Origin of the sequence: Pseudomonas sp. 9.2(2024) (assembly GCF_039695385.1) — a bacterium.
In the GTDB taxonomy this organism is placed as follows: Bacteria; Pseudomonadota; Gammaproteobacteria; order Pseudomonadales; family Pseudomonadaceae; genus Aquipseudomonas; species Aquipseudomonas paraglycinae.
Map to the genome: position 1 here is coordinate 4,449,545 of NZ_CP155585.1, position 15,529 is coordinate 4,465,073.

Annotated in this window: 15 protein-coding genes; 4 read left to right on the top strand and 11 right to left on the bottom strand. The window is 59.7% G+C overall.

Translation table 11 applies throughout. From position 1 onward, the window contains the following. Position 1: 1 nt before the first annotated feature. Genes ABFB52_RS19945 through ABFB52_RS19975 form a run of 7 tightly spaced genes read right to left on the bottom strand, consistent with a single transcriptional unit; the run spans position 2 to position 8,327 of the window. On the bottom strand, positions 2 to 1,045 hold the full coding sequence (locus ABFB52_RS19945) for an acyltransferase (protein WP_129973241.1): 1,044 nt from the start codon (positions 1,043 to 1,045) through the stop codon (positions 2 to 4). 12 nt (positions 1,046 to 1,057) lie between these two features. Next, positions 1,058 to 2,161 (bottom strand): hypothetical protein, encoded by a 1,104-nt coding sequence (locus tag ABFB52_RS19950; protein WP_011335164.1) that lies wholly within the window; start codon positions 2,159 to 2,161, stop codon positions 1,058 to 1,060. Next, positions 2,152 to 3,384, bottom strand: coding sequence for a polysaccharide biosynthesis C-terminal domain-containing protein (locus ABFB52_RS19955; protein ID WP_129973240.1), 1,233 nt, complete (start codon positions 3,382 to 3,384; stop codon positions 2,152 to 2,154). The genes ABFB52_RS19950 and ABFB52_RS19955 overlap by 10 nt, the downstream gene beginning before the upstream one ends. After that, positions 3,381 to 4,493 carry a polysaccharide pyruvyl transferase family protein gene (locus ABFB52_RS19960; protein WP_007951622.1) on the bottom strand — a complete coding sequence of 371 codons (1,113 nt, stop codon included), beginning with the start codon at positions 4,491 to 4,493 and terminating at the stop codon, positions 3,381 to 3,383. The genes ABFB52_RS19955 and ABFB52_RS19960 overlap by 4 nt, the downstream gene beginning before the upstream one ends. Before the next feature lie 14 nt (positions 4,494 to 4,507). Continuing rightward, a complete protein-coding gene (locus tag ABFB52_RS19965; RefSeq protein ID WP_129973239.1) occupies positions 4,508 to 5,584 on the bottom strand; it encodes a glycosyltransferase in 1,077 nt (358 codons plus the stop codon). A 41-nt stretch (positions 5,585 to 5,625) separates the two neighbouring features. Then, complete coding sequence (locus tag ABFB52_RS19970) at positions 5,626 to 7,848, bottom strand: polysaccharide biosynthesis tyrosine autokinase (protein ID WP_129973238.1); 2,223 nt, start codon at positions 7,846 to 7,848, stop codon at positions 5,626 to 5,628. A gap of 38 nt (positions 7,849 to 7,886) precedes the next feature. Next, positions 7,887 to 8,327, bottom strand: coding sequence for a low molecular weight protein-tyrosine-phosphatase (locus ABFB52_RS19975; RefSeq protein WP_129973237.1), 441 nt, complete (start codon positions 8,325 to 8,327; stop codon positions 7,887 to 7,889). A 290-nt stretch (positions 8,328 to 8,617) separates the two neighbouring features. Here ABFB52_RS19975 and ABFB52_RS19980 point away from each other — a divergent pair, with 290 nt between their 5' ends. Together ABFB52_RS19980 and tal are read left to right on the top strand one after the other, a co-directional pair. Further along, positions 8,618 to 9,562, top strand: a complete 945-nt coding sequence (locus tag ABFB52_RS19980) for a glycosyl hydrolase family 5 (protein WP_129973236.1) — start codon at positions 8,618 to 8,620, stop codon at positions 9,560 to 9,562. A gap of 188 nt (positions 9,563 to 9,750) precedes the next feature. Next, on the top strand, positions 9,751 to 10,677 hold the full coding sequence (tal, locus tag ABFB52_RS19985; RefSeq protein WP_129973235.1) for a transaldolase: 927 nt from the start codon (positions 9,751 to 9,753) through the stop codon (positions 10,675 to 10,677). A 73-nt stretch (positions 10,678 to 10,750) separates the two neighbouring features. On the opposite strand, the gene rssC is transcribed toward tal, so the two are convergent. The 3 genes from rssC to ABFB52_RS20000 all read right to left on the bottom strand — a co-directional run bounded on the left by rssC (position 10,751) and on the right by ABFB52_RS20000 (position 13,426). After that, positions 10,751 to 11,233 carry an anti-sigma factor antagonist RssC gene (gene rssC / locus ABFB52_RS19990; RefSeq protein ID WP_003226553.1) on the bottom strand — a complete coding sequence of 161 codons (483 nt, stop codon included), beginning with the start codon at positions 11,231 to 11,233 and terminating at the stop codon, positions 10,751 to 10,753. Next, positions 11,233 to 12,414, bottom strand: coding sequence for a two-component system response regulator RssB (gene rssB / locus ABFB52_RS19995; RefSeq protein ID WP_129973234.1), 1,182 nt, complete (start codon positions 12,412 to 12,414; stop codon positions 11,233 to 11,235). The genes rssC and rssB overlap by 1 nt, the downstream gene beginning before the upstream one ends. Before the next feature lie 322 nt (positions 12,415 to 12,736). Beyond that, on the bottom strand, positions 12,737 to 13,426 hold the full coding sequence (locus ABFB52_RS20000; RefSeq protein WP_085748352.1) for a VacJ family lipoprotein: 690 nt from the start codon (positions 13,424 to 13,426) through the stop codon (positions 12,737 to 12,739). Between the two features lie 186 nt (positions 13,427 to 13,612). On the opposite strand from ABFB52_RS20000, the gene ABFB52_RS20005 reads away from it, so the two are divergent. After that, complete coding sequence (locus ABFB52_RS20005) at positions 13,613 to 14,233, top strand: HAD family phosphatase (RefSeq protein WP_129973233.1); 621 nt, start codon at positions 13,613 to 13,615, stop codon at positions 14,231 to 14,233. Between the two features lie 108 nt (positions 14,234 to 14,341). After that, complete coding sequence (locus ABFB52_RS20010) at positions 14,342 to 14,605, top strand: DUF4404 family protein (protein WP_039772780.1); 264 nt, start codon at positions 14,342 to 14,344, stop codon at positions 14,603 to 14,605. A 63-nt stretch (positions 14,606 to 14,668) separates the two neighbouring features. On the opposite strand, the gene queF is transcribed toward ABFB52_RS20010, so the two are convergent. Then, positions 14,669 to 15,499, bottom strand: coding sequence for an NADPH-dependent 7-cyano-7-deazaguanine reductase QueF (queF, locus tag ABFB52_RS20015; protein WP_085608218.1), 831 nt, complete (start codon positions 15,497 to 15,499; stop codon positions 14,669 to 14,671). Between the last annotated feature and the right edge of the window lie 30 nt (positions 15,500 to 15,529).

Sequence of the window (15,529 nt, forward strand, 5' to 3'; positions counted from 1 at the left end):
TTCATCGGGTCTGCGCCACCGGAGCGATGGTCGCCGCCGGTTTCTTTTTCGTCGCCGCACGTTCGCCGAGAAACAACACTGAAGTGAAGTTGAACCGACTGAAAATCATCGACAACACCACAGGCCCGAGCAAACCACACGTCAAACCGCAGAACACCAGCACGCTTTCGTCTTTCACGCCCAAGCGGCCGAGGATCGAGCGCGACGTGGCGGCGAACAGCACATGAAACAGGAAAATCGCATAGGAGTAACCGCCGAGCCAGGTCAGCGCCTTCGAGCGCATGTCACTCGACAGCAACGCAATGCACGACACGCAGCCCACCGCCAGGCCGATCAGGCTGCGGCGGTCGACGATCAGCTCGCGGTCCACCGACGCCACGTACAGCAGCGTCAGCGAGATCAGCACAAACACCAGCGGACCGATCACCTTGAACGTCTGCTTCAGCTCGCTGACTTTCTCCTGGCCGATCATGCCCGCCACGAAGAACGGCAGCAGATAAATCGCCCCGTTGATGCCGAACGCATCCACGGGAAACGGCGGCAACAGGAACACCGCCGCCGAGAAGGCGAACAACAGGTACAGGCGCGTCGGTGTACGCAGCAACCCGCGCCATTCCAGCAGGCCGACGAACATGAAAATGATGAACACCGCCTGCAGAAACCAGAAGTGGTTGATCGGCACGTAGAACGACAACAACGCATCCATCACGCTGACGTCCTTGTTCACGCCCGGCCCCACCGCCTGCAACACCGAGAACGGCACACCCACGCAAAACAGCGGCACGATCAGGCGCCGCACCTTGCCGCTGAAGAACGCGGAAAAGTCATTGCCGCGAATCTTGTAGAGGGAATAGATGTAGCCGGAGATGAAGGTGAACAGCGGCATGCGCACGTACACCATCGAATCGGCGATCACCCGGAACGGCGAGCCGATGTCGATTTTCAAACCACCGCCCAACGGCCCGATCACGTGATAGAGCACCAGCAACAGGCACGCCAGGCCGCGCAGGGTTTCAATCTCCAGGGACTTTTTCTTGCTCGACATAAAGCACCCGCCTCAATTCAGAATTCTTGATTCAACCTTCACCGGTTTGTTCGCCCGCAGCATCAGACCCAGGCCCACAAACAACACCGGCACCACCATCGAAAAGTGCCGGGCGAACGAGCCGAAGTCCGGTTCGAACAAGCCCTGGACCAGCAGGAACGCCAGCGGAATCGCGATCAGTTCCTTGGGTTTGGTCTGGATAGGCGCGCCCTTGTAATCGGTCGAGGTGATGACTTTGAACAGCAGGAGCGCAGTCATGATCATCAACGCCACGAAGATCACCTGACCCGGCCCGGACAGCAGGATCAGCTCAACGGGGAACGACAACCGGAAGAAAATGATCATCGAGTCCAGGGCCTGCGAGACGAAGTCACTGCCGCTGAGCCACGAGACGATCAGCGATTTGGAGCCCTCCTCGCCCGCCGTACGCAGTTCGTTGTTGCTGGCGCGAATCGACGACACCGGAAAGCCCAGCGCCAGCTGGATCGCCATCGCAACCGCCAGGTAGAACAGGAACAGCATCAGGAAGAAGGTCGTGCGCGAGACGTATTTTTTCATCACGCAGACGCCGACCCAGGACAGCGAAAACAGAATCCAGTAAGGCCGGATCAGCACGCCATAGATCACCGCCGAGAGGAAGAATCCGCCGCGATATTTACGCGTCAACGAGCTGAACAGAATGCTCAAGACCGCCACCGACACGATGATTTCCTTGGTCAGGTTTTCCAGGAAAAACGAACGCACGATGCCCCACAGGCACAGGGTTCCGAAGATGGTCAGCGGCATGCGCCGGAACACCACCACGGGAATCGCCGTGAGGAAAAAATTGCAGAACATCCCGTAGGCCCAGGCGTTGGTCAGGTTGATCCCGGTGGGCCGCAGCAGGAATGCCGAACACTCGTAGGACGAGCGATCCGGCGAGAACGGGTTCCAGAAATTACAGTTGTCGGCCCGGGCATAGGACGACCACAGGGTCATCGCATCCGGGCCCGGATCGCGCGGCACCAGCAGCGGCATCGCCACGGACAGAAACAGCCCGGTGAACAGGATCAGGAACGACAGCGAGGAATCGAGACGGCGGCCGCGAAACTCGATGCACGGCAGTTTCAGGCCCATGACACGACAGCCTTTTTCGCGCGCGTGGCACGAGTCAGCAGCGCAATCACGGCGAGCTGCACGATGATCGCAAAGACGTTGCCCCAGGCCGCGCCGTAGATCGAATAATGCTTGATCAGCAGGTAACTGACCGGCACTGAAACCAACAGACAAATGGCCGCGCTGGCGAGGGACACCCGACTGTTTTTCGAGGCGATCAGGCCGCCCCAGACGATGTCGCCAATGGCGCGCAGGGCGAAGGAGAAAATCAGCACGCCGAGGATGCCGTTGTCCGGACGCGGAACGCTGGTGGCGACGTAATCGAGCACCACGTTGAAGAACAGATAAATCCCCACCGCGACTGCCGCCGACACCGCCAGCGAACGTGCGACCCATTTATTCACGAATAACTGCCGGACTGTGAACGGTTGCTGATCGGCCTGATAACGCTTGGCGAGCAGCGGAATGCCGACCACCGCCACCACAGCGTAGGACAGCGCCTGCAAGGTGTTGGCCGCCGACCACGCGTACACGTATTTACCGAGGCTGGCGTAGGGTTCGAGGTCGATGATCAGAAAGCGCTCGGCGTACTGACTCAGCGCGATCAGGCCAGTGCCGAGGTAAAACGGCAATCCGGCTTTCCAAACCGCCGCCGTCGCCAAGGTTCCCTCTTCCCGCCCGCGATGAACATTCACCACAATCAGGTAACCGGCGACGATCACCAGCACGTTGGCGATAACCCACAGCCACAGCACGCTGGCGATTGCGGACACCCAGCCGAGCGCCATCCCGCCCACGGCCAGCAGCGCCCAGAGCCCGGTCTTGATGAAAAACAGCAGCGCACCCGCCGTGGCTTTCTGCGCGGAAAACACGAACGAGTTGATCTCGAACGACAAGTGTTCAGTGAGCAGCACCAGCGTCACGCAGGCGATCAGCGCGGTGGTCGCTTCCACCGACTGGAACAATGAATAAATCAGCACCGTCAGCACCGACAACGCCAGCCCCACGGCCAGGTACAGCAGCAGCACCTTGTCCACGACCCGGCGCGAACTGCCGCCCACGCTGATCAGCCGATTGATTTCGGAACTGAAACCGACGCTGTAGAACTTCGACGCGATCAACGACGCCGCGACCACTACGCCGTAAAAACCCAGCGCCTCGTAACCGAGGTAATGGGTGATGGCGAGCACCAGCAAGAACTTCGCGCCCAGTGCCCCGCCCCGCAGCAACAGCCGGAATATCATCGAATGACGCCCTTGATGATGTCGTCCATGGCCACGGTTTTCGCCTCAATCTCGCGGCAGGTGTCGGTCAGGCGTTTGCCGAAATTCGACAGCGCGTCAGGCGCGTAAACTGTGTCGATGATGGTGTCGACATTGATGTCGCCGCCGTTGATGACCCAGTCCTCGACGCCCATGTCCTGATAGGCGCCGAAGCCTTTGCGTTCGTAGCTGATGTGATACGCCGGCACACCCGAGAGCAGCGATTCGATCGCGCCGTGCAGGCGTACGGAAATCACAAGGTCCGGTTGGTATTTGGCCAGCGTTGCCTTCAACGGCAGCAGGTCTTCGGTGATGCCCAGTTCGCGATAGAACGCGCCGTCATCGTTACCGCGCACGGCGCTCTGTACGGCGCAGACCACTTTGCTTTTGTTCTTCAGGCGCTGCAGCAGCACTTTCAGGTTGGCCACGTAGGCGAGTTTCTTTTCCTTGCTCCACGCCGGCGGCTTGCGCAGCACCACGCATACGGTGGCCGGCGTCGAGGCGCAGCGGGTGAACTTGGGTTGCTGAAGGATCTTGCCGGCCAGCGCCTGCACCGCGAGGTCCGGCGCGCGGTAGACATTCTCGCAAGCATCGAACAGCGCCGAGGACCGGTTATCGCGCACGAACACCGCGTCGGCGCTGGCGTAGTGGCCGACAATCTTGTCGCTGTCGCCGTGGAACGGCCCGATGCTTTGCGGCAGGTACACCGACGGCACTTTGCTGAGGATCGCGGTTTCCAGCTGCTTGGCGTGGCCGAGTTTCAGCTTGATGTGCTCGAAGGCACTCTTCGAACGCATGTAGCCGCCGCCGACGCCGACGATCAGATCGGTCTTTTTCAGCAGATCCGCCAGCCCTGCGTAGGACTGATTGAGGAACACCGCTTCTTTGACCCGGCCCAGGCCCTTGGCCGCCATCACCGGCGCATCAAAGCGCGGGTGCGGCAGGTACTTGAAAGAGTCCGGATCGGAAGCCACGACGCTGATCGCGGTGTCTTCGCCAAAGTTGCGCTGCACCAGCGCAATGGCCAGATCGACCAGCAGACCATCGCCGGAGTTGGAGGCACTGTAGCCATGCAAAATCGTTACGTTCATGAGCGGAGTTCTACTTAATAAGAGGGAGCGGAATACACGTCGTAGGTCTGGCGGATCATCAACGCGGCGCTGAAACGCTCGCGGACGATGCGCCGACCTTCGATGCCGAGGGCCGACAACGCAGGCTTCTGGATTTTCTTCAGCCGATCGGCCAGCGCCTGGTGATCGCCGGCAGGAAACACGTAACCGGACACGCCATGGGTGACCAGCTCGGGCAACGACGTGCAGTCGCTGGCGATCACCGGCAGGCCCAGCGCCATGCCTTCCAGCGGCACCATCGCAAAACCTTCCCAGCGGCTCGGGACGATCAGCGCATCGGCTTTCTGATACAGCGCGTGAACCTCGGTTGGCGTCACCCAAGGCAGGTATTCCACCCCGTCCAGCGGCGGACATTCGACGACGTCCTCGTTCACCGCACTGCCCACCACCGTCAGTTTCAGGTCGCTGCGTTTTGCTTCGCTGTAGGCCTTGAGCAACACGTCGAAGCCTTTCTGGTAGTCGAGGCGACCGACAAACAGCAGATGAATCGGTGCCGGATCGTTGGCCTTGCGTTCGTCATTCTTGTGATCGATGCCGTTGTAGATCAGCGTCATGCGCTGGCGCTCGATGCCAAATTTCGCGGCCTTGTCCAGCTCGAACTGGCTGACGCAGATGATCTTGTCCGTGACCTTCTGCAGCACCCGCTCGATCCACGCATAGACTTTCTGCTTGATCGGCGAGCTTTCCATCAGGAACGAAAACGCATGGGGGCAGTAGACGATCTTCGGCTTGCGCCACGGCCGCAGGAGCACGCACACGCAACGGCCGATCACCCCGGAAAAGGTGCTGTGCAGATGCACCACATCGGGTTTTTCCTTGAGCAGGACCCGCGCCAGTTGCCAGGCAAAACGCAGCAGCGACGGCACATTCCGCCCGCTTCGGGCGAAGGTGCGGATCTGCTGTGCATCGATGCCGTGCAGTTCTTTCTTCTGATCGAGCGGGACCAGATACACCAGCTCATAGCGCCCGTCTTCGGGAGCCGCCGAAATCGTGCGGATGACCGTCGCCACCCCACCTTTGATCGTTTCCGCCACGTGCAGTATTTTTTTCACAACCCACCCACTTTCATGCCTGTAAGGACCGTCGCTGAATTTCAGGACTGGTCGGACGCGTATTCGTAGTTGTAATAGCTGCCGTTGCCGTAATAGCTGGCCGCACGCTTCTCGACGCCGTTGAACACCGCGCCCTTCAACTCGATACCGTTCTGGGCGAAACGACGGATCGTCATTTCGATTTCCTTGGCCGGGTTCACCCCGAACCGCGCGACGATCAGGCTGATGCCGGCTTCGCGACCGACAATCGCCGCATCGGTCACGGCCAGCAGCGGTGGCGTGTCGATGATCACCACGTCATAGCGCTCGCTGAGTTGCGCCAGCAGTTCGCGGAAATTGGCGTGCATCAACAGTTCGGAAGGGTTGGGCGGAACCTGGCCACGGCTGATGAAGTGCAGGTTGTCGACCTCGACCTTGTTGATCGCCTGATCGAGGGTGCAGCGCTTGACCAGCAGATCCGACAAGCCGTTGGTGATCGGCGTGTTCAGCGTCTTGTGCAGATGCCCCTTGCGCATGTCGGCGTCGATCAGCACCACGCGCTGCCCGCTCTGGGCCATGACCGCCGCGAGGTTGGAAGAGACGAAGGTCTTGCCGACCTGCGGGCTCGGGCCGGAAATCATGATGCGGTTGTTGGTCGAATCCAGTGCGGCGAAGTGCAGGCAGGTGCGCAGGCTACGGATCGATTCGATGGACAGGTCCGTCGGGTTGCGCAGGGCCAGCAGATACGCCGGCGTGTCCGCCGCGACTTTGGCCCGGACTTTTTTGCTGTCCTCTTCCTGTTGCAGGGCGCTGTAGGGAATCGACGCGTAGACCGGCAAGCCAAGCTGCTCGATGGCTTCCGGCCCTTCCAGACCCTTGCTCAGGGATTTACGCAACAGCACCAGCGCCACGCCGACGAAGGCGCCGAGGAAGGTGGCGATCAGCACGATCAGGGCTTTTTTCGGTTTGACCGGGCTGGTCAGGTCGACGTCCGCCGTATCCACCAGGCGCACGTTACCCACGGCACCGGCGCGAATGATGTCCAGCTCCTGGGATTTGTTGAGCAACTGGGTGTAGATCTGCGAAGCGACTTCGACATCGCGGGTCAGGTTGAGCAGTTCCTGCTGCGTGGCCGGCAGGTCCTGCACCTTGCCTTCCAGCGAACGCTGCTGCTGGGTCAATTCACCGATCTGGGTCATCAGCGCGCGGTAGGCCGGGTGCTGTTTGGTGAACTTGCGATCCATCTCCGCCTGTTGCAGTTTCAGCTCGGAAATCCGCGTTTCGAGCGCCACGGACTGGCCGAGCACCGATTGGGTTTCCAGCGAGATGTTCACGGTCTTGCCGTGGGTCTGGTAGGCGTTGAGCGCATCGCTGGCCTTGGCCAGATCGCGTTTGACCTGCGGCAACTGGCTTTGCAGGAAGGCCAGGCTTTGCGCCGCTTCGGCGGAGGTGCGGCGCACGTTCTGATCGACGTACAGCGAGGCGATCTTGTTGAGGATCTTCACCGCTTCGGCGGCGTCGCTGCTGGCCAAGGCCAGACGGATGATGCCGGACTCCTTGCCTTGCTCGGAGATGTCCAGCGCGTCCTGATAACCCTGGATGGTCACGATTCGTGGGTTGCGCACCACTTCGAAACGGGTTCCGGGATTGGCCAACAGTTGCGCGACCTGCCCTTCTACGCCGTCCTGCGCAAAGGCTTCGCCCGCCACGCCGTCGACCAGCAGGTTGTCGTTGTCGTCCAACAGCTGAAAGCGATGTTGTTCGCCGGCAATCAGGGTGAGTTTCTTGCCCAGCAGTTCCTTGGGCAGATTGAGCTTGGCAAACTCCAGGCGTTCACCGCCCCAGGCGTAGCTGCTCAGACCAAAACGCGGCGGCGCGACGCTGAGTTCGGTCTCACCGCGATAACGCCGGGAAAGAAAGCCGCCGATCAGCGGGAAGGTGTTGGGGGTGACGTCGATGTCCAGGCGCAGATCGTCGACCGTTTTGCCGATCACCGCGCGGGATTTGATGATGCCGATTTCGGTCACCGACGGCGATTGCCCGCCGAGCATGCTGTTGAGGTCGGAAAAACCGAGCATGTCGTTCTTTTTCGGTTCGACCTGTACCAGCGCGTTGGCCAGATACACCGGCGTGGCCAAGATCGCATAGGCCACACCGGTCATCATGAACGCGCCGGTGAACGCACCGATCAACCACTTCTGATCGATCAGGCTGCCGAAGATGCCGAGAAGATCAATACTGTCTTGATCGTTGTCGCGGGTGCCGATTACTGACGGTAACTGCATAAGTCTTTCTTACCATTCACTGAACTGAAGAATATTCATCAACGCGCCAGGCGTTGCGCCCATGAGCTAACAGCATCTTCAATCAATGCATGGGCATGAATAAAAGCGGCTTGCCCCTGACGATACGGGTCCTGTATTTCTCGTTCGCTCTGCCACTTGCCCAGCAGAAACACTTTGCCCCTGGCGTGAGAGGCAATCTTCAGTACTTGATTAACATGTTGTTTTTCCATGACCAGAATCAGGTCTGATTCATTGACGATGTCCGCTGTCAGTTGCCGCGCCGTGAACCCTTCGGCACTGTGCCCACGGTCTTCCAGCACTCGGCGCGCGGTCGACTCCATGCCTTCGCCGACCCGTGCAGACAGGCCTGCGGAGGTCACGCTGATCGCCGAGGGTGTCAGTGCATTGCGCAACAGAAGTTCCGCTGTCGGACTTCGGCAGATATTGCCTACGCAAACGACAAGAATCTTTTTGAACAAGGTTTACTTTCCCGTGTAATGTCAATCGGCCAACATGCCTTGCACATTCGAATGAACCCGCAAGACCTTCCTTCACTCGGAAATAGATTCACCCTTAATACCGATGCATTAAGTACCACGGCCTCTAAAAGTCCCCCAACCAGAATTACCGGACTAAAAATAACTGTGATTTTCAGGCGAAAGTTTTCCGACAAAAAATAACATTCGTGCACTTCGCGCCCTCTTCGTCATCGAAATACAGGCAACGAGATAACAATTGGCTAGATGTCATTCTCATCAGGAGAGCAGACATGAAATCAGCACATCTCAAACATCTTGGTGCCGCCGCCCTGTTGATGCTCAGTGCTACCGCGCAGGTTCACGCCAGCACGTTGTTCCCGTCACTGCCCGCCAGAACCATCGGCGTTCAGGTCAAGATCCAGAACTTCACCCCGGCCGACGCCGAGCAGATCAAGGCGGCGGGATTCAGTTTCGTGCGCTTCGGCGTGTGGAGCGACAGCCTCGGCGCCAAGGCCTATCAGAAACAGATCAGCGATGCGTTCGCGGCGGCGCGAGCCGCCGGATTACCAGTCTTGATGACTGTGCGCGCCACCAAGCCGTTGACCGGCGACCTGACAACCGCCGGTGAAGCGTTCGCCAACGCGGTGAGCGGGCTTGAGCAAGCATGGAGCACACAACTGGTGGGGATCGAAATCTGGAACGAGCCGGATCTCGACACCTACTGGCCCACCGGAGACTTCAAAAACACCTTCGTGCCGTTCATGACGGCCATGTGCAAGACGCTGCAAGGCAAGCCGCAATCGACGCCCCTGGTGGGATTCGGTTTCGCCCGCCCGCCGACGGCCGGCTCCGCCTCGACCGTGGCACTAAACAGCATCCTCGGCGCGTATCCTGAATGCCTGGACGCCATTTCCTATCACCCCTACGGCATGACCGCGACCCAGATCAGCAACGCGCAAACCTTCATCCAGCAAAACTTCCGCCTGCCGGGGGTCATCAGTGAGTGGGGCGTCTCGGCGCTCTCCTCCAACGGCGGGCCGGAAGGGCAAGCCAGTAAAATCTCTGCGTTCATCGCCGATGTTAAAAAACTCAACATCCCGCTGACGTCGATTTACGAATGGAAGAACAGCGAGTCGGGCAGCAACGACCGGGAGAAGAATTTCGGCCTGCTGACCTCCGATGGCCAGCCGAAACCGGCACAGGCGGCGGTCTCGACGCATTTGAACGCCGATTAAGCCGTACAGCGGGTCGGTTGCTTTGAACCTGTGGTTCTTTTTGGCATCGTATTGATCGATAACGCGCCCCGCCTTTCAAACAGCCGTTTTCAGGTTGTTGCCGCCGGGGCGCTCGATACGCCGACATGCCCTTGAGTGGCTGTCGACGCTCGGGTAATGTCACCAGACCCATAGGACAGAGCACGCTCATGACTTCCAAGCTGGAACAACTCAAACAGTTCACCACCGTCGTGGCCGACACCGGCGACTTCGAAGCGATTGCCCGGGTCAAACCGGTCGACGCCACCACCAACCCTTCCCTGCTGCTCAAGGCAGCGGCTATCCCGGCTTACGCTGAACTGCTGAACGCCAGCGTCGGCGACTGCAAGGGCGATGTCGGCCTGGCCAGCGACCGTTTCGGCGTCGCGGTCGGTCAGGAAATCCTCAAGGTCATTCCCGGCCGCATTTCCACTGAAGTGGATGCGCGCCTGTCGTTCGACCAGGACGCAGTGCTCAAACGCGCCCACCGCCTGATCGAGCTGTACGACAAGGCCGGCGTTGGCCGTGACCGCGTACTGATCAAGATCGCCTCGACCTGGGAAGGCATCCGCGCTGCCGAGATCCTCGAGAAGGAAGGCATCCAGACCAACCTGACCCTGCTGTTCTCCTTCGCTCAGGCCGCTGCCTGCGCCGATGCCGGCGTGTTCCTGATCTCGCCGTTCGTGGGCCGCATCTACGACTGGTACAAGAAGGCCAACGGCAACGACTACACCGGTGCCGACGATCCGGGCGTGCAGTCCGTGACGCGCATCTACAACTACTACAAGGCCAATGACTACAAGACCGTGGTCATGGGCGCGAGCTTCCGCAATCTGAGTCAGATCGAGCAACTGGCCGGCTGCGACCGCCTGACCATCAGTCCGGACCTGATCGAGAAACTGGCGGCCGACACCGGCAAGCTGGAGCGCAAACTCGCTCCAGGCCATGCTGGCGAAGCGCGCCTGAGCCTCAACGAAGCGCAATTCCGCTGGCTGTCCAACGAAGACGCGATGGCCACCGAAAAACTGGCCGAAGGCATCCGTCAGTTTGCCCGCGACCAGGAAAAACTCGAGGCGCTGCTGCAAGCCAAGCTGTAATCGGCGAAGCGCAAACGCAAAAAGGGCGAACCCTCACAGGTTCGCCCTTTTTTGTGCCTCGCGTTCTGGCTGATCAGTGCCGTTCGAGGGCATTCACCAGGTCATGGAAGGCTTCGCGGTTGGAGTCGTTCAGGCCCATGAGGATCTTGTGCGCTTCGAGCACCTTGATCCGCACCACCTCTTCCGACTGATCCTGATCCGGCAGGTCATCGAGGCATTCCGGGCACGGCACGGGATGGTTGACGATATTGAACACCTGCTCGAAACCCATCGACTGCAACAGACGGGTGATGTCCTCGTGGGTGGTGACCACGGTCGGCAGCAGGCCGACCTTCTGCCGCGACAGGATCGACAGCTTGGCCAACAGGCCCAAGGTGGTGCTGTCGATGCTGCGGGTTTCGGTCAAATCGATCACGATCGCGTTGAAATTCAGCGCGGTGAAGATTTTTTCAATAGTCGCATCCAACGCCGAACACAGGGTCAGGCGAACTTCACCGACGAACTTCAGGACGAAGGTGCCATCCTGCTCGGCGAACTGGATTCTACCGGTACTCATTAAAGATTCCTGCTCAACACCAACAGGGCGATATCATCCGGCATCTCCCCTAGCGTGGCCAATCCAAAAACCTGCCGCAGACCATCCAGGCTGCCGCCCGCCGACTTCACCTTTTGCGGTAAAGTGGCTTCTTTCTCTTTGAGTGTGGGCTCTGGCAAAAGATCCAGAATGCCATCAGACATCAGCGTCAGGCTGAACGTCGGTGGCAGTTCGAGCACGTGGTCTTCGTAGGTGGCTTCATTGAAAAGCCCCACGGGCAGACCGCGCCCCTCGAGGTAGCGAACACTGTCAGGCGTGTACAACACAGGCAACGGCAGATGGCCGCCGATGCTATAGGTCAACAAACCGGTCTCCTCGTCGATGACTCCACCGACCATTGTGACGTGTTTACCCAGCTTACAACTGATCAGCCCCCGGTTGATATGACCGAGGACTTCCGAAGGCTTGAATTCCGGCAGCGTGCCGTTGCGCTTGGATTCGAACAGCAGGCGCGTAGTCATGAACTTCAGCAGCACGGTGACGAACGCCGAAGAGGCGCCATGACCCGATACATCCGCCAGATAGAACGCTACCCGGCGCTCGTCGACCCGGAAGTAGTCGACAAAATCACCCGACAGGTACAGCGACGGGATGATCTGGTGCGCAAACCTGAATTCGTCGATGGCCCATGGACTTTCCGGCAGCATGTTCATCTGCACCTGGCGACCGGCGTTCTGGTCTTCCTGGAGCAGGTTCAGGCTGGCTTCGAGTTCGCGGTTGGCCTTTTCCAGTTTCTCGCGGTAGCGCTGGTTTTCCAGCAGCAGACGCGCACGATCCAGGGCCCGGCGCACGGAGTGCTCGAGCACGGCCAGATCTTCGAGAGGCTTGATCAGGTAGTCCGCCGCGCCCAGGCGCAGGGCCTCGACCGCGTCGTTCATCACGCCGGCGCCCGAGACAACGATCACCGGAGTCTGCGGTGACCGCTCAGTGACCTGACGGATGAGTTCGAGACCGCCCATCTGCGGCATGCGCAGATCGCAGATGACCAAGTCGGGCGTGTCTTGCTCGAATACCTGAAGACCCTGCTGGCCGTTACTGGCCTGCAAGACGCTGAAACCACTGTCTTCCAAATAGGCCGCGAGGCTCGCGCGCACTACTTCGTCATCATCGATTATCAGCAGCGTGGCACTGGTTTTTGGCATGTGGGCAAACGGCGCCAGAATTAGGTTGGCGTAGCAGGCGGGGCAACGGCCCGGCGCAGACTACTGGATTCGCTTTCTAGCCTCTCTGCTGCACCGCTTCGGAGCGTTTGCCCCGCACACGGTTGCACCAGAGGTGCCCTTCTAAGGCGCAGACGGTACTCCCATCCTTCGAGCGTTTCAAGCATGCGCCGATGGTCGCTTGGAGACTTTGTTTGTCAAATCACTCGCAGTTATAAGAACGGCTTCAACCGTAACCCAATCATTGGACGCGCCCACAAAAAAGGCGACCTCGCGGTCGCCCTTTTTTACTGATCAATCGAGATCAGAAATCGTCTTCAACCTGCCCGTCCTTGACCTTGAACTCGCGGTTCTGCAGGTAGGCGTTGCGGATGAAGGTGTACTTGTCGCCGCTGATCAGCTTCTCGCTCGACAGCAGGCTGGCGCGGGTGTCGACGATGTTCAGGCCGAAAATCGAGTTACGCACCGGCACATCGTTGATGTAGCGGTACGGGCCGGTGAAGCTGTCGACGTACTTGGACGGCGCGTCGCGCAGGGTGCTCGGGCCCATCAGCGGCAGCATCACGTAAGGGCCGCTGCCGACGCCCCAGTAGCCGAGGGTCTGGCCGAAGTCTTCGTCGCTGCGGTTCAGGCCCATTTTGGTGCCGACGTCGAAGAAACCGAGCAGACCAAAAGTGGTGTTGAAGATAAGGCGCGCGGTGTCGACGCCAGCGGCGGCCGGTTTTGCCTGAAGAATGTTGTTCGCCAGGTTGGTGACATCACCGACGTTGCGGAACATGTTGTGGATGCCGTCTTCCAGGAATTGCGGAGTAACAAATTCGTACCCCTGCGCCAGAGGCTTCAGCGCATAGGTGTCGACGAAATCGTTGAACTGGAAGATCGGACGGTTGACGCTTTCCCAAGGGTCTTCTTCCGTTGCAGCCTGAGCGGCGAACGGCACCAGCGTCACGCTGGCACATACACAAAGCTGAGCAAGAGGATGGCTCCAGCGCATAGAAAACTCCTTGGATAGTACGGACGCAGCACCTGGGCCGCGGCGATTAGTGCGTCAGTATAAGACGGAAACGGCGCTTTAGGCAGTTCCCCCGGTGAAACCCACTGTAGGACGCTTCGCCATTGGCCTGTCATGCAATTGTCACCGACATTGCCTAGCCTGATCGCTATTTCAGGGACGTTTTCCATGCCTCAAGCCGAAGCCTTGCCCCTCGCGGCACCGACGCTGACCGCCGTGCTGTTCGGACTCAGCGGCTGTCTGGTGGACTTCGGCGCCCGCGCCCGTCATCACGCCAGCGTCGGCCCGGAACACGCCGACGTCACACCCGGCGCCCTCGACAGCCTGAGCAGCCTGCAACGCCAGCAAATCCCCTGTGCCTGGCTCGATGAACTGTCGACGGCCTGCACTCAAGTCCTGTCATCGGCGCTGCCTGACTGGATCAAACCGTCGCAACATTCGGCAACAATCAATCCGTGGCCGGCGCCCAATGCCTGCTGGCAAGCGTTGATGGGCTTGAATGTCGATCGCCTCGACGGTTGCGTGCTGGTCAGCGGCGAACCGCGCCTGCTGCAATCGGGTCTGAACGCGGGGCTTTGGACCATTGGCCTGGCGTCGTGCGGCTCGCTGTGCGGCCTGGCGCCGGGCGAATGGCAAGCCCTGAGCCAGAAGGAGCGCGAACAGCTGCGCGGCAAGGCGACGGTGCAGCTGTTCGGCCTCGGCGTGCACTCGGTGATCGATCATCTGGGCGAACTCGACACTTGTCTGGCGGACATCAGCCTGCGCCGTCTCAAAGGCGAAAAGCCCTGACCGGGATCATGCAGGTTGGCCCAGAGTGGATTAGTCTTAAGGAGAGCCATAGACCTTTGGCGCACGGCTGCGGTCTATGCCAGTGCCTCTCGATAAAAGGAAACAACCATGCCCGCTCAAGAACTGCAGAAACAGCTCAATGCCCTGCGCGAGCAACTGGATCAAAATCCTCCGCTGACCGAAGCCGAGCGCGCTGATCTACATGCCCTGATGGAACAGATCGAACTGGAACTTGAACTGGAAACCAAAACCAAGGACTCCAACATTGCCGATGGCGTAAACTTGGCCGTTGAGCGCTTTGAAGTTGATCACCCCACCATCGCCGGCACACTGCGCAACATCATGAATTCCCTGGTCAGCATGGGCATCTGAAACCTGCGAATGCAAAAAAGCCCTGCCATCACTGGCAGGGCTTTTTCATGTCCGCGAGGCGGGTTACTGACGAACCAGACGATGGTTCGGCAGTTGCACGCTTTCAGTGCTGCGATAAGGGTTGATGTCCAGCCCGCCCCGGCGCACATAACGCGCGAACACCGTGAGTTTTTCCGGCTTCAGCAGGCGCTGCAGGTCGAGGAAGATCCGCTCCACGCATTGCTCGTGGAAGTCCGAGTGCTGACGGAAGCTGACGATGTATTCCAGCAGGCTGGCGTGATCCAGCGCCGCGCCACGGTATTCCACCACCACGCTGCCCCAGTCCGGCTGGCTGGTCACCGGGCAATTGGATTTGAGCAGATGGCTGTGCACGCTCTCCTCCACCACGCGCGAATCGTCGCAGCGCAGCAGTTCAGGACGCGGGTGTTCGTAGTTGCTGACGCTGATGTCCAGATCGTCGATGCACACACCCGGCAACGCCACGACGCCTTCGGCTTCGACGTCTTTCAAGCTGCGAACCCGCACGCCCACCGGTTTGCCGGCAGCAGCGGACAAGTCCTTGACCAGCGTCGCTTCAAGGCTCGCGATGTCGGCGAAAGGCGTCTGGTTCAGCGAGTTCAGGTAGAGCTTGAACGACTTGGATTCAATGATGTTCGGCGAATCCGCCGGAATGCTGAATTCACCGATCGCCACCACCGGTTTGCCCGACGGCAGCAGCCACGACAGTTCGAAGCAGTTCCAGAAATCCACGCCTTTATACGGCAGGGTTTCGGCGGTCAGGCCCAGCTCGGCCCATTTCGCGGTGCGCGGGATCGGGAACAGCAGGGACGGCGTGTACGTGGCGATGTATTCGCTGGATTTGCCCAGCGGCGAATGTTCGGCTGCGGGATGCATGGCGGAAACCTGACTGAAGAATCAGCGGAT

Coding starts and splice junctions, on each gene's coding strand:
- ABFB52_RS19945 (WP_129973241.1), bottom strand. CDS start 1,045: ATGTCGAGCAAGAAAAAGTCCCTGGAGATTGAAACCCTGCGCGGCCTG.
- ABFB52_RS19950 (WP_011335164.1), bottom strand. CDS start 2,161: ATGGGCCTGAAACTGCCGTGCATCGAGTTTCGCGGCCGCCGTCTCGAT.
- ABFB52_RS19955 (WP_129973240.1), bottom strand. CDS start 3,384: ATGATATTCCGGCTGTTGCTGCGGGGCGGGGCACTGGGCGCGAAGTTC.
- ABFB52_RS19960 (WP_007951622.1), bottom strand. CDS start 4,493: ATGAACGTAACGATTTTGCATGGCTACAGTGCCTCCAACTCCGGCGAT.
- ABFB52_RS19970 (WP_129973238.1), bottom strand. CDS start 7,848: ATGCAGTTACCGTCAGTAATCGGCACCCGCGACAACGATCAAGACAGT.
- ABFB52_RS19980 (WP_129973236.1), top strand. CDS start 8,618: ATGAAATCAGCACATCTCAAACATCTTGGTGCCGCCGCCCTGTTGATG.
- tal (WP_129973235.1), top strand. CDS start 9,751: ATGACTTCCAAGCTGGAACAACTCAAACAGTTCACCACCGTCGTGGCC.
- rssC (WP_003226553.1), bottom strand. CDS start 11,233: ATGAGTACCGGTAGAATCCAGTTCGCCGAGCAGGATGGCACCTTCGTC.
- rssB (WP_129973234.1), bottom strand. CDS start 12,414: ATGCCAAAAACCAGTGCCACGCTGCTGATAATCGATGATGACGAAGTA.
- ABFB52_RS20000 (WP_085748352.1), bottom strand. CDS start 13,426: ATGCGCTGGAGCCATCCTCTTGCTCAGCTTTGTGTATGTGCCAGCGTG.
- ABFB52_RS20005 (WP_129973233.1), top strand. CDS start 13,613: ATGCCTCAAGCCGAAGCCTTGCCCCTCGCGGCACCGACGCTGACCGCC.
- ABFB52_RS20010 (WP_039772780.1), top strand. CDS start 14,342: ATGCCCGCTCAAGAACTGCAGAAACAGCTCAATGCCCTGCGCGAGCAA.
- queF (WP_085608218.1), bottom strand. CDS start 15,499: ATGCATCCCGCAGCCGAACATTCGCCGCTGGGCAAATCCAGCGAATAC.